Here is a 12,431-nt window from a genome sequence, read left to right on the forward strand (position 1 = left end):
GCTCGAGCTGCCCAAATTCCAAAATAATTAAGCTGCAAAGCGAAAGAAGCAGTCGCTGCGATTAAAAATAAACAGGTTATGAAGACCAAGACCACAGTATTCAAAGCATTTGCAATTGGCATGGTTGTGATATTAACACTGCAAGCATTATCCCAAATCAATGCGCATACCTATCCTTTGAGTGTTTCCAATTTTAATTACGCTCTTGGCTGTACAGGGTATTTCGTTGTGCCTTATGATTTTATCCGATTTTAATTTCAACCATGCAACTCGACCACCATTCCACTAATTTCACTTCCAAAAAGTTCCCAATCACGCTCATTTGTGAGCAAGTGGGCACTGCTGCGAATATTGGCAGTTTATTCAGGACTGCCGATGCTTTTGGAGTTGAAAAATTGATATTCTGCGGAAAAGAGATTCCTATGGGCAGAAAAATGACCAAAACCTCAAGAGCTACTGAAAAATATGTGGACTATGAGGTTTCTGAAAATATCCAAGAAAAGCTTTCCGACTTAAAACAAAAGAATTATTTTTTAGTGGCGCTAGAAATAACCGAAGCCAGCCACGATTTGAAAAGTTTTGAGTTTCCGAAGCAAAAACGGATAGCACTTGTGATTGGCGAGGAAAATTTTGGTATTTCTGAAGCGGTACTCCAGCAAATGGATGCGGTGGTGCATATCCCGATGTTCGGGCAAAACAGCAGTATGAACCTGGTGCAAGCGTCCAGCGTGGCCTTATACGAGATCACTAATCAAATGAGTTAAACCTTTAATGGACTTTAAAATCTAAACGGATTTTCCAATTCAATTTAATAACATCATCATTAATTGAACCTACACCTCTTAAATAGCGATATTCAAAAATTCATAGACGATCATCTCGATACAGACGTCTCCACACTTCTATTCAAAGGCAGCGATTTTGAAACTGTTACCACTTTGGAAATTGTAGCGCAAATCGAGTCTAAATTGAAGTGCAAAAACAAATTGCCAACTTGGTTTGCTACGGAAGGCATTTATTACCCGAATAAGCTCAATATTGAACAAACGTCTTCAGAAACCGCAGCTGCCTATAAAGCGAGTGTACTCAGCGGCAACCGAATCATCGACCTCACGGGTGGTTTTGGGGTGGACAGTTTTTACTTCTCTAAGCACTTTAATGAAGTTGTGCATTGTGAGATGGATGCTGAACTCTCAAAAATTGCGTCGCATAATTTCACACAATTAAAAACGCGCAACATTGAGACCCAAGTTGGAGATGCAATGGCATTGCTCAAAACGCGAGATCAAAAATGGGATTGGATTTATGTTGACCCTTCCAGACGCCATGATAGCAAGGGTAAGGTTTTTTTCCTTTCTGATTGTTTACCAAACGTGCCTGAGCATTTAGAAGTCCTATTTCGATTTTCCAATCACATTGCCATTAAGACCTCACCTCTACTAGATTTGAAGGCTGGCATCAATGCATTGAACCATGTCAAAACCATCCACATTGTCGCCATCAACAATGAAGTCAAAGAATTGCTGTGGCTATTGGAAAAGGGACACCAAGACCGCATCGCTATCCACAGCATCAACATTGGCAAAAACGGAACCGAAACCTTTGAATTTTATTTGGAAGACGAAGGAGAAAATGAATCCACTTTTTCCCAGCCACTCGCCTACCTGTATGAGCCCAACGCAGCCCTCTTAAAGTCTGGCGCTTATAAAACGCTTTCTAAAAAGCTGGAGATCCACAAACTGCACCAGCACTCACATTTGTACACCAGTGACCAAATCTTAAACTTTCCAGGGAGACGGTTCAAAATCGAGAAGCTATTGGATTTCAACAAAAAAGCTCTAAAAAAAGAAGCTTTTCAAAAGGCCAACATCAGCACCCGAAATTTCCCGGAAAGCGTGGAGCAACTTCGTAAAAAGTTTAAAATAAGTGATGGTGGCGAGCAGTATTTATTTTTTACCACAACCATGGAGGATCAAAAAATCGTAGTGGTCTGCTCCAAAATAGACGCCTAAAAACAAAAAATCCTTTCCAAATTTTTGAATGGGATTGCGCTTTCACTAAAATTACATCCTAGCTTTGATTTCCGAAACACCTACGCCGCCAGAGTTTTCAAGCTAGAAATGAAGCTACTCCTGCAAAACCTAACCTAGATTATTTTTAGACAACCAGAAGATGCTGGTGGAAAACACCAACATCGGCATCCTGATGCTTGTAAAAAATCTTCTGATTACTGATGAAGTCTGATTTTTACCGAAGTCATAAAAGAAACCCTGCATAACCAGAAGATACTGGCGAAAAGCAGCAACATCGTCAAGCTGACTTTCAATAGGTACGGCCTGAAACGTTATGAAATAGGCATCTTCAGAGGCGTTAATCCATTTACGCTAAAACGGAAATTTAACAATTTTTGCATGATCTTAAAATCCCACAACTTTATGACTTGATCCGAAATCCTTTCCGAGGCAAGCAAAACAAACCCGATTAGAAACAGAAAATCCCTTCCAAATTAATGAAAGGGATTCCGTGAGCCCTGAAGGATTCGAACCTTCGACCGCCTCCTTAGAAGGGAGGTGCTCTATCCAACTGAGCTAAGAGCCCTCAATAAAACATAAGGTTTTGCTTATCCTTATGGTCGGCAAATATACGATTTCTTATAAAAAAGCATAACTAATATTAAAATTTTTATGTCAAAATATCCAATTTAAAATAGTTGTTTAAAAACCAACACGTTAGTGATAAAATTAGGAAATTACTCAACTCTACCAAAGATTATAATCACAGCATGACAGACTCGCGATACAAATTAACTATCTTTGAATCAGTCATGGGCAGCGTTATAATTTCTTAACAAGTGCATTTATTGAAAGTGCCATTTCAGAATTCAAAGTTTGAGGGGTAGAAAGCATTATGAGTAAAACAATTTTTTCAATTATTCTATGAAAGGCGAAGAAAAAAACCAAGAAGAGCACCAAAAAGACCTTGAAAAAAAATCCAATCAGGTCGAAGAATCAAAGGTCTACACCGAAATCCTGAGTCGTATTATTCACGAAGGCGAGGAAATATTCAAATTAAAGAGAAAAGCGGTCTTTTTAAGTGCCTGTATTGCAGGACTTGAAATTGGTTTTAGTTATGTCTTGGTTTGTACGCTCTATTACCTGCTAGCAGGCAGCATCGACGAAAGCATCATTTATAAACTCTTTGGTTTCGTTTATCCTTTGGGATTCATTTTAGTGGTCTTGGGGAAATCTGCACTATTCACTGAGCAGACTTCAGTTTTGGCGCTTCCAGTTTTAAATGGTCAGCGCAGTATCTTGGACCTGTTGCAAATTTGGGGAATCGTCATTTTTGGCAATGTTATAGGCGGTATTCTATTTGTGTTTTTTATAGGAGCAATGGCCTCAGAACTGGGACTTTTTGAAAAAGAGACCATGGTAACCATAGGAACCCATATTTTAGACCACAGCTATTTAACACTGTTGTTAAGCGCCATTGCCGCTGGTTGGTTGATGGGCTTATTGACTTGGCTCTTAAACAGCACTTTGGAAGCGTTGACCCGTATCCTCATCATTACGATCATTACTGGTACCATAGGATTTGTAGGTTTTCATCACAGTATTGTTGGCAATATAGAAGTGTTTGGAGCCTTTTTATATTCCGAGGATATTTCAATTTTAGACTATCTGCTCTTCCTTCTTATTACATTGCTAGGCAATGGTTTGGGAGGTGCCATCGTTGTTGGACTTTTTAAATACCGTATTTTCGAATCTAATCATGCTAAAGACTAGCAATTGACCATAAGGCTCAGAAATTGAGTAAGTCGCAACCGCCCCTCAAGCCTCGATGTTTGAGACTCATGCCTTGTAGCCCAAAAGCTTCGATGCAAAGTAATTCAGCATTTCTTCCACTTCAGGATATGTATTTTCACTAAGCTTTATATCAGTGAGTCTAGGCAAATGCTTGGCAAAATAAATATGGTCATTAGACATTTCAAACAGATTGCTCGCCATCGCATGGGGATATTCAAAAGTAGGGTTGATTTCCAAAATCACGGCAGCAACCATCGCAATGAGTTGTTTGTAATTTTTGAAGAACCCTTTTCCATTTTCATCATCCACGCCTTTCGTTCTATAGGCTTTAGTCCCCTCTGCTATCACGACGCTATGAAGTTTGTTTTCGTCAATATACTCGGTACTTGGGTTCTCTACAGATGCAGACACAAAGGAATTGATGATTATTTTGAGCTTCTTTTTAGGGTCATCAAGATTTAAGGTATTTATTTTGATAAGATAGCTTACCCATTGCCAGTACCAAGAAACCAAATAGATGAGCAATGCGTGTTTATTTTCAAAATAGCGATACACCGAAGCTTCGGTTGAACCAATTTCCTTTGCCAATTTTTTAAAGTTGAAAGCCTCGAAGCCCAACTCTTCAATCAATAAAATGCCGTGCTTTATAATGTTGCGCCCTAAACGCGAATCCTGCGGATCTTTTAAATAGACGCCTTCATTCAAAGATATTTTGATTTCTACTGACATAATTTCACATATTTAAAGGGACAAAGTTAAGCAATAAAACGAGAGTTAAACACTAAACAATGCTTATAATACTTTATAAATTAATAGTATTGCTACTATTTAATAAAGTAGTGTTATATTTGTTGTTAATTCTCTGGAATCTTAAATACTAAAAAAACCTCAATCAATGAAAACTACGCACAAAGCCCTCTATTGGCAGAAATGAAGAAAAATACGAAGTCAAAATCATTGGCGTCCTATAATTTTTTCCCAGAAGAAGAAACCTTTTTCGAATAACTAAATTTTAAGAGTTGGTCAATCCAACCTCACAATACCAAATTAATCGAAACAATAAATCACCCGCAACTATGAACATAACATTAAAAGAACTCAAAGACATTTTTTCGGAAAGCTGTGTTAGCATCATTTTGAATACACATAGAACCAGTCCTGACAACGAAAAAGACACGATTGCATTGAAAAATCTCTGCAAGGAAGCAGAAGAACGATTATTGGCCGATGAGCGTAAAAGGGATGCAAAACTACTGATAAAACGCATACAGGAACTGGCATCCCAAATAGACCATAGACACAACTTGGAAAGCTTAATCTTGTTTGTAAATGAAGACCTTGCAGAATACACTCGCCTACCTTTTAAGGTTAAAGACCGTATAGTTATTGACCACAGCTTTGCCACCCGTGATTTGGTTAGGGCTTTGCATCAAGAGGCAAATTATCTCATTCTCGTGTTGAGCCAACACAAAGTTAGACTCATAGAGGCCTTCAATGATAAGGTTTTGAAAGAATATAGCGACAGCTTTCCTATGGAAAACACCCAGTTTTATTCTACCAACAAAGCCGAACTATCAAATGCAAGTAGACAATCCAGTTTGATTGCCGAATTTTTCAATAGAGTGGACAAAGAAGTAAATGAGGTGCGAAAAACACATGCACTTCCGGTGCTTATTTGTACCGAACAAAGCAATTATCACGAATATCTAAAGGTCGCAGATCAAAAGCAAGGCCTTTTTGATATGTTCTTAAACAAAAACAGATTGGATGAAAAAGCTCAGCATATTGTAGAAGACGCCTGGAAAATACTTAAAGCGCATGTCATTGAAAGAAACAATGCCCAAAAACAAGAACTGGTAAAGGCAGTAAGCAGTGGTAAATATTTAAGTGATGTTAATGACATTTATCGAGCAATTCTTGAAGGTAGGGTGCAAACCTTATTCATAGAAGAAGGTTTGTTCCAACCAGGCCTTATGGAAGATAATATAATCCGATTTGTTTCAGAAAAAGAGCGATCCAAAAAAGCAGTGACAGACGATATTTATGACGAGCTCATTGAAATCAACATGAATTATGGAGGCAATACGGTGTTCTTGCCAAAAGGCGAATTGACTGAATTCGATGGTTTTGGAGCAATAACTCGCTATTGACAAAAATGAAGCTGCTTTTCAAAATGAGAACACACTTCCTTTTATTGGCTTTGCCCCTACCCTTTGTGGCCTTTCTCCACAATAGGAGTTTTGGAAATCACGTTGCCTCTGCCGATGAAAAAATACCACTTGATAAGCATGGAATATATCAACATTTTGATAGCCGACAGCAGATAAGCCGTTTTGGCCTTGAGCACAGGCATCGCTTAGAACAGCGTGTTATTGCAAACAATTTCAGGCTTCGATTCCGCTAATTTTTGAGTTTCAACCTGTCATTGAATAATTCGGAATAAGTTATAAGCCCGATGCTTTTCAGCTTAAAATGAACTGTTATTCAATACGAAAAAAAACCGATCTCACAGAAACCGTTTTTATTCAGGCCTGAATTACGAACTCAACGAATCTATATTTTGAAAGTGCGGAAATGAAGCAATTTCTTTCCGAAGAAAAAAAACGCAACCCATAGAATCCTATTGTATCAACTAATTTTAAACGCAATACCATGAAGACACAATCAAAAGAAACAAAGGAAAATCTTAGGCCAGAGCAGGCAATTTAGATGCTTAGGTAGGCTAATCGAAGATTCGGAAAAACGATGATTACTTTTTACTAAATGCTTTTCTAATTGAATATGTTAACACTTAAATCCTATGGCGAATAAGTTCTACGATTTCAAAAATCTTAAAGGCGACTTATACGGCGGTGTTGTGGCTGGGGTAGTCGCCCTACCGCTTGCACTTGCATTTGCATTTGGTGTACAATCAGGACTTGGTGCCATAGCTGGCCTATACGGTGCCATAATCTTGGGCATTCTGGCCGCACTTTTGGGTGGTACAGCCACCCAAGCCAGTGGCCCTACTGGTCCAATGACCATAGTGTCTGCTGCCGTGGTTACACTTGCTGCGAGCAAATTTGGTGGTTTAGAAACTGCGCTACCCATCATTTTACTTACCTTTTTTCTTAGTTGGGATAGTATTAGCGTCTGTACTCTTTATGGAAAAGGTTGGCGATTTGGCAGAAGAACGAGCAGAAACCAAATCTATGGGAGACACTCAACTTGAATCCCTATGGGGAGACATAGAAACACTTTATAACGACTATAAAAACACGGTATACATCAAACATCTTTATGGGCCACTCTTTTTTGGTTTTGCATCTGAGTTTCAATCTATGGTCGATAGGTGTGATGCACACATCAAAGCATTGATCTTAAGAATGGATCGGGTTCCTTATATAGATCAATCGGGATTATACGCCTTGGAAAACGTACTTTTTGATTTGAAAAAGAAGAACGCACCCGTCGTCATCGTAGGGCTGGACGAACAGCCAAAAGACATGTTGCTAGCAATTGGCATAATCCCCAATCTTGTGGGTGAGGATGCCATTTGTTCAGATATCGAAACGGCCTCCAAAGTACTCAAAAACCTATTGAGTGATTACAAGAACCAAGAAAAATAAAGCATTATAATTATGAAAACACATAATCAGCCATTGATTATCTTAAGTATTTCAATTCTACTTTTCGCATCCTGTGAAAGCGTAACGAGCAAAGTAGAAACCCAGCTCAATCAATTAAACGATAAGGCCATCCAACTGGATTCGGTTATAAATACCGAAATGGAAAAGATTAACCAGCTTGATTCGGTCATTAATCTGGAAGATTTAAAAATCAAAAAACTAGACTCGCTTGTAGAAAAAACTTCATCAAAGCTTGATTCCATTTGGAGGAAACACAAATAACATCAACTGTGGGATGGCTTTTAAAATAGCATCGGAGCGAATGCTAAATTATTGATATTTAAATATTTAAATAAAAGCTTTGAGTTAGTAATATTTGAACAAAACCCAATTAGCCTTAACTGCTTGTTTAAAGCAATCGCAATAAAAACACAATAAAACTATAAAATGGACCATACCCAAATAAAACTCATTGAAACCGCAGTAGTGATTGCAGTATTTGTCATGATACTCTTTGTAACGAACAAATTTGTAGATAAAACCGTATCCACTCATTTATTGAAAAAGGTTAGAGGAAAAATTATTAAGAAAGTCATCAACCTAATCACTATTTTAATTTGTTTGGTAATACTCTTAATAATTTGGGGAGTTGATCAGTCCGAATTAGTTGTTTTTATAGGATCGGTATTGACTGTTTTAGGGATTGCTTTGTTTGCCCAATGGTCAATCTTATCCAATATTACTTCCAGCATCATTATTTTTTTCAATCATCCTGTAAAATTGGATGATACTATAAAAATAGTTGATAAAGACTTCGAAACCGAAGGACGAGTGAGCGATATAGGCGTATTTTTTATAATCTTAAAAACAAAAGAAGGGGAACAAATAACCATACCAAGCAATGTCTTTATTCAAAAAATGATAAAAAAGAAACTGTGATTACGCACAATCTAGTCGCTGGGATGCCATGGATTCTTATAACACAATATGCGTTTGATCAAAAAAAATGAGAAGAAGGCGTACTAATCAAAATCAATCTTGAATGAAGAAAAAAATATCAGAATCGAACAAATTCAATTGTTTCGTTTCAATTATTTGCAGCTGTTTTAGATAAGATGCCAACAATTTTGTCCATCGATCTATTTTTAGCGTGTTCCAGCGGTGTAATCCCGTCTTTATCGGGAATATTAACATCGGAGCCTGCTTCTACAAGTGTTCTTACTATAGCTATCTGTGTTTCTCCCTCTTCGCTCAGGATAATAGCTTCTAATAGAGCCGTCCAGCCAAGAATGTTAATATGATCAATAGGGTAATCCGGTATTTCAGTCAATAGTTTAACGGCCTCCAAATGGCCTTTCTCTGCTGCTGGTATTAGCGCTGTTCCGCCGTAACGATTATAAATTTCAAAATCGGCACCATTGGCAATACTCATTTTTAAAATCGGTAAATTTCCGCTTGCTCCAGCATATAAGAAAGGGGTATTCAATTTTTTGTCTTGTGCATTTACATTTGAGCCAGCAGCGATTAGCATTTCGGCTATTTTATTATCTGCGTTGTATGTGGCAATCATCAAAGGCGTTCTTCCATACCCATCTGTGATTTCCAGATCTGGGTCAGTGCCCAAAATTTCAGTCACGAGGTTTGTATCTCCATCAGAAACAGCCTCCAATAAGGCCAAGGCAGAATCGTTATTTAAGTTTTCGGCTTTGCGATTTCCATTTGTATTAACACAGTATTGTAAGGGCAAAGCACTAATCAAGATTAAAGTAATAGCTTTAAAAAGAGAGTTCATATGTATTCGATTTAGATTAACCGCAAAACTAAATTACGAAAAGAAATACTGTTGTGACGATTCATCCAATAGATTGTACCAATCACAACTCCGCTCTGAACTATACAACTGTTTTTCCTTTAAATAGTTTACATCATTAAAAAAACAAGCCTTATTAGAGAATCCTAATCCAAAAGTGATTCTTTAGAACAAAGATCAGTTGAAGACAATAGGTGCCTTGCTTCCTGTATGATGCGTTTTTAGATCGTTGTGCCAGACGACTTGCCAAACTATTTAATTGAATTAGGTTAAGATGGCTAGGTATAAAATGACGTTTGTCGGCATGGAAATTAACAGAAGTCTGAGTTTTGTAACCATTGTCGATACTCTTGATAACATCTGATGTTACGCCATTCTAGGTTTTGATAGAATCATTATTCTGTATAAAAATTATGTTGTGCCTGCCCTAAATGAAGAACCATTGCCATTTACCAATTTGCAATGTATAATGCCAAAGCAAATGAACCCATTGAAAAATTAGCAGCAAAAAGTCAACTTTTGTTGGATTTACAAAAATTCCTACGTATCCTTATGGCAAATTTGTAAGAACTGGCCCTAAATTAAAGTCATGGAAGAAAAATCAAATAAGCCCAATAACCCAAATAATCAACGAAAGCCAGGCAAAAAGCCCTATTATAAAAAGCGCCCTACGCCAAAGCCTGTGAAAAAGAAATTTTGGAATGCGGATAAAATTGTGAGTTTATCTGCCATGGCGATTGCTCTTTTTACCTTGGCAGTGCTGCTATACCAAAGTTATATTTTAGATAGACAGTATGAGCTAACTGTGAAACAACAAAAGGCTTCAGTGCTACCCTATCTTCAACTGGGTCAAAGTTATGGCTCAAAATATTATACAGTTTTTGTTTCTAATCAAGGTTTAGGGCCGGCATTTATCGATGGGCTTTATGTCAAAGAGTTGGATTCAACCACTAAAATTTCGGATATTTATAATTATTACCATAAGAACACCAATAATGCCTCTGATTCATTAGTGTCAGATTATTATAGTTCACTTACCAAAGGCATGGTTCTCTCTCCTGGGGAGACCCTGGAGCTTTATTCATCTAAAGGAGAAAAAAGCGGCATCAGGCCAGTATATGATTTTTTCAATCGCTATTTTGATGATGATGACTCTGAAATAATTATGGTTGAATATCGATCTGTTTTCGACGATTCATGGATAGTGGAGAGCACTTTAGAAAATATCCCAAAAGAAGATTATGGAGAGATTCAAGTTAGTAGTAAGCAGGATTGATACTTTTATAAACCTAAAAATATGTTACTGCTGCTTTTTCGCAGTAAGAAAAGAAGCAAGAGTGGTAGCCGTAATTGATTCTCCCTTATCAACCGTAGGTAACGAGTTTCACACTATTTAGGGCCCATTGCACCAGTACTCAGCGACTTTAGAAGTTTGATGACACTTTCAAATAAAAAAGCCAAAGCTATAACGTGAACTTGGCCATGCACATACATTCCATTTCTTCCATGTGACCAGCATTCTTATCCCATCGCAATATTTTATTATTCTTGAAAGCTTCGTTTGGTCCTAATCACTATATTTTTTGTATTGCTAAGGAATATTAATCATGAAAACAATTACTGACGAAATACCAAACATTAAAATTTAAATCAAGAATGTACATGATTTAAAATGAAAGAGATTAACGTTCCATTAGCGAAGCTTTTGATGTCATTAGCTGTTGAAGGAGCTCGAACTTATGTATGTAGAATTTTGAAGGACAAGCTCCACAATATTTTTTGAAATCTTTTGAAAAATGGGGGAAATCGTAGTATTTAAAAAGAGCCGCTAATGATTTATAATCTATCGGTACCTCAGATTTCATTTCAGCAAACATAAAGTTAAACCTAACAATACGGTTATAGACTGCAGCTGTAATCCCAACCATTTTTTTAAAATTCTTCTGAAAATAACGTTCGGACACACCCAATTGGTTGACTATAGAACTGATGGAACTGCAACCACAGGATTCATTCATTTTATGTAATGCGCACTCTATGATATTTGTTTGTGGTTGAATTGCCAAAATTTTTTTTATCATCAATTTTTCAATAAGTTGAATTCGCTTTTTTGGGGATTGTTCGGCTTCAAACTGTTTGGTGAATTTTATGATTTTATTTTTAAATAAAAACTGGGAACCAATTGCTCGGTTTGCTATTGTTGGCATATCCAACCTGAAGAGACGCCATAGCCCTGTGGGTTGGAAGGTAATACCATAAAATTCCACAAACTCAGAATCGGAATTCATATAATAGTTATGGGTCTGCTGACCAACGGTATAGAATCTGGGGAATTCTTGTTTCTCATTATTTTGAATGATATAAAACGAGCCATGTAAATGAAATCCCATATGCCCAAACCCACTTGGCAAACAAAATTCACTGATTTTTTGGTCATAATTAGACCGATGGCATTTTATGGTATAAAAAAATGCAATGTAGGGTTGAAGAATTTTGGCTGGTAGATATGTTTTTAACATAGCGTTTGCATAACAGAACCTCACAAGGTCAAATAATTGAAAATCAAATTGTTGTAACGGTTATTTAGGCCTATTTTGGTTTGGATTAGTCCTGTTAAATTACGATATTTTTTGCCTATTTGAGGATTAAATAGAAAATTAGATGCGTTTTTGAATGAGTATTGAGTTTTTTAAGATTTCAGTATCATTATGTTTCACTTCTTCTTTTATGGCAGCTGATTAAAGAGTCGTTCTTCCTTTTTAAATTCTAGTTTAACAGCATCAATAAGTTGCTTTTGGTCAATCTTCTTCCAATTTCAGACGGACTACCGTTAAACAAAATGTATTAGCTAATTTTAAGCACTCAATTTTGAGCAACAGTTTGGTCAATGGGTTGGGTCGAAGCAAATTGTTCGACAAGTCCTTTCAAACAAGCAATATCAATTGTTTTTCTCAAAGACTTTAAAAATGATTTATAAAAACGCTTCTCTATCTGCGTAATCATCATTAATATCCTCTAGCCGAATAACACTAGAGGTAATGTGATAAAGCGTATTGCGGAACTCGAGACGGATAGGGCGAGACATGTTGACAGGTTTTCATAAGAAATAAACTAGACCTGATCCCGGAATCCCTCCAAAATCGCCCTATCAATTATTAACCGCTCAAAGGTATGGAACGTAACCCATTTACGCCGAGGGAAATACCT

The 12,431-nt window shown here is 37.1% G+C and carries 13 protein-coding genes and 1 tRNA gene; 10 read left to right on the plus strand and 4 right to left on the minus strand.

The features are described 5' to 3' along the window. Positions 1–78: 78 nt before the first annotated feature. The 3 genes from ESY88_RS20835 to ESY88_RS03060 all read left to right on the plus strand — a co-directional run bounded on the left by ESY88_RS20835 (position 79) and on the right by ESY88_RS03060 (position 2,012). Positions 79–255 (plus strand): hypothetical protein, encoded by a 177-nt coding sequence (locus ESY88_RS20835; RefSeq protein ID WP_189702501.1) that lies wholly within the window; start codon positions 79–81, stop codon positions 253–255. A gap of 8 nt (positions 256–263) precedes the next feature. Then, entirely contained in the window at positions 264–764 is a 501-nt protein-coding gene (locus tag ESY88_RS03055; protein WP_147084555.1) for a TrmH family RNA methyltransferase, read from the plus strand. 63 nt (positions 765–827) lie between these two features. Further along, the gene (locus ESY88_RS03060; RefSeq protein WP_147084556.1) at positions 828–2,012 is read left to right on the plus strand and encodes a class I SAM-dependent methyltransferase; all 1,185 of its coding nucleotides are present in this window, start codon (positions 828–830) and stop codon (positions 2,010–2,012) included. A 512-nt stretch (positions 2,013–2,524) separates the two neighbouring features. On the opposite strand, the gene ESY88_RS03065 is transcribed toward ESY88_RS03060, so the two are convergent. Next, positions 2,525–2,598 (minus strand) — tRNA-Arg (locus ESY88_RS03065). 338 nt (positions 2,599–2,936) lie between these two features. On the opposite strand from ESY88_RS03065, the gene ESY88_RS03070 reads away from it, so the two are divergent. Further along, on the plus strand, positions 2,937–3,785 hold the full coding sequence (locus tag ESY88_RS03070; protein WP_147084557.1) for a formate/nitrite transporter family protein: 849 nt from the start codon (positions 2,937–2,939) through the stop codon (positions 3,783–3,785). Positions 3,786–3,851: 66 nt separating this feature from the next. Here ESY88_RS03070 and ESY88_RS03075 read toward each other — a convergent pair whose 3' ends face one another. Then, positions 3,852–4,535, minus strand: coding sequence for a TetR/AcrR family transcriptional regulator (locus tag ESY88_RS03075; RefSeq protein WP_147084558.1), 684 nt, complete (start codon positions 4,533–4,535; stop codon positions 3,852–3,854). Positions 4,536–4,882: 347 nt separating this feature from the next. Here ESY88_RS03075 and ESY88_RS03080 point away from each other — a divergent pair, with 347 nt between their 5' ends. The 5 genes from ESY88_RS03080 to ESY88_RS03095 all read left to right on the plus strand — a co-directional run bounded on the left by ESY88_RS03080 (position 4,883) and on the right by ESY88_RS03095 (position 8,353). After that, positions 4,883–5,956, plus strand: a complete 1,074-nt coding sequence (locus ESY88_RS03080; protein ID WP_189702502.1) for an AOC03_06830 family ribosome hibernation factor — start codon at positions 4,883–4,885, stop codon at positions 5,954–5,956. Positions 5,957–6,606: 650 nt separating this feature from the next. After that, positions 6,607–7,017, plus strand: a complete 411-nt coding sequence (locus tag ESY88_RS21305; protein WP_223270699.1) for a SulP family inorganic anion transporter — start codon at positions 6,607–6,609, stop codon at positions 7,015–7,017. Continuing rightward, the gene (locus tag ESY88_RS21310) at positions 6,998–7,414 is read left to right on the plus strand and encodes an STAS domain-containing protein (protein ID WP_223270700.1); all 417 of its coding nucleotides are present in this window, start codon (positions 6,998–7,000) and stop codon (positions 7,412–7,414) included. Before ESY88_RS21305 ends, ESY88_RS21310 begins: the two co-directional genes overlap by 20 nt. A 12-nt stretch (positions 7,415–7,426) precedes the next feature. Further along, positions 7,427–7,696, plus strand: a complete 270-nt coding sequence (locus tag ESY88_RS03090; RefSeq protein WP_147084559.1) for a hypothetical protein — start codon at positions 7,427–7,429, stop codon at positions 7,694–7,696. Positions 7,697–7,861: 165 nt separating this feature from the next. Beyond that, positions 7,862–8,353, plus strand: coding sequence for a mechanosensitive ion channel domain-containing protein (locus tag ESY88_RS03095; protein WP_147084560.1), 492 nt, complete (start codon positions 7,862–7,864; stop codon positions 8,351–8,353). Positions 8,354–8,501: 148 nt separating this feature from the next. Here the strand turns inward: ESY88_RS03095 and ESY88_RS03100 are convergent, their stop codons facing one another. Next, positions 8,502–9,206: an ankyrin repeat domain-containing protein gene (locus ESY88_RS03100; RefSeq protein WP_147084561.1), complete on the minus strand. Its 705-nt coding sequence runs from the start codon at positions 9,204–9,206 to the stop codon at positions 8,502–8,504. A gap of 607 nt (positions 9,207–9,813) precedes the next feature. On the opposite strand from ESY88_RS03100, the gene ESY88_RS03105 reads away from it, so the two are divergent. After that, positions 9,814–10,500 (plus strand): hypothetical protein, encoded by a 687-nt coding sequence (locus ESY88_RS03105; RefSeq protein ID WP_147084562.1) that lies wholly within the window; start codon positions 9,814–9,816, stop codon positions 10,498–10,500. Positions 10,501–10,906: 406 nt separating this feature from the next. Here ESY88_RS03105 and ESY88_RS21795 read toward each other — a convergent pair whose 3' ends face one another. Beyond that, positions 10,907–11,743 carry a helix-turn-helix domain-containing protein gene (locus ESY88_RS21795; RefSeq protein WP_147084563.1) on the minus strand — a complete coding sequence of 279 codons (837 nt, stop codon included), beginning with the start codon at positions 11,741–11,743 and terminating at the stop codon, positions 10,907–10,909. Between the last annotated feature and the right edge of the window lie 688 nt (positions 11,744–12,431).

The sequence above is a fragment of the Subsaximicrobium wynnwilliamsii genome, assembly GCF_007997225.1.
GTDB classification, from domain to species: domain Bacteria; phylum Bacteroidota; class Bacteroidia; order Flavobacteriales; family Flavobacteriaceae; genus Psychroserpens; species Psychroserpens wynnwilliamsii.

Coding starts and splice junctions, on each gene's coding strand:
- ESY88_RS21795 (WP_147084563.1), bottom strand. CDS start 11,743: ATGTTAAAAACATATCTACCAGCCAAAATTCTTCAACCCTACATTGCA.
- ESY88_RS03090 (WP_147084559.1), top strand. CDS start 7,427: ATGAAAACACATAATCAGCCATTGATTATCTTAAGTATTTCAATTCTA.
- ESY88_RS21305 (WP_223270699.1), top strand. CDS start 6,607: ATGGCGAATAAGTTCTACGATTTCAAAAATCTTAAAGGCGACTTATAC.
- ESY88_RS03075 (WP_147084558.1), bottom strand. CDS start 4,535: ATGTCAGTAGAAATCAAAATATCTTTGAATGAAGGCGTCTATTTAAAA.
- ESY88_RS03070 (WP_147084557.1), top strand. CDS start 2,937: ATGAAAGGCGAAGAAAAAAACCAAGAAGAGCACCAAAAAGACCTTGAA.
- ESY88_RS03055 (WP_147084555.1), top strand. CDS start 264: ATGCAACTCGACCACCATTCCACTAATTTCACTTCCAAAAAGTTCCCA.
- ESY88_RS03105 (WP_147084562.1), top strand. CDS start 9,814: ATGGAAGAAAAATCAAATAAGCCCAATAACCCAAATAATCAACGAAAG.
- ESY88_RS21310 (WP_223270700.1), top strand. CDS start 6,998: ATGGGAGACACTCAACTTGAATCCCTATGGGGAGACATAGAAACACTT.
- ESY88_RS03095 (WP_147084560.1), top strand. CDS start 7,862: ATGGACCATACCCAAATAAAACTCATTGAAACCGCAGTAGTGATTGCA.
- ESY88_RS03080 (WP_189702502.1), top strand. CDS start 4,883: ATGAACATAACATTAAAAGAACTCAAAGACATTTTTTCGGAAAGCTGT.
- ESY88_RS03100 (WP_147084561.1), bottom strand. CDS start 9,206: ATGAACTCTCTTTTTAAAGCTATTACTTTAATCTTGATTAGTGCTTTG.
- ESY88_RS20835 (WP_189702501.1), top strand. CDS start 79: ATGAAGACCAAGACCACAGTATTCAAAGCATTTGCAATTGGCATGGTT.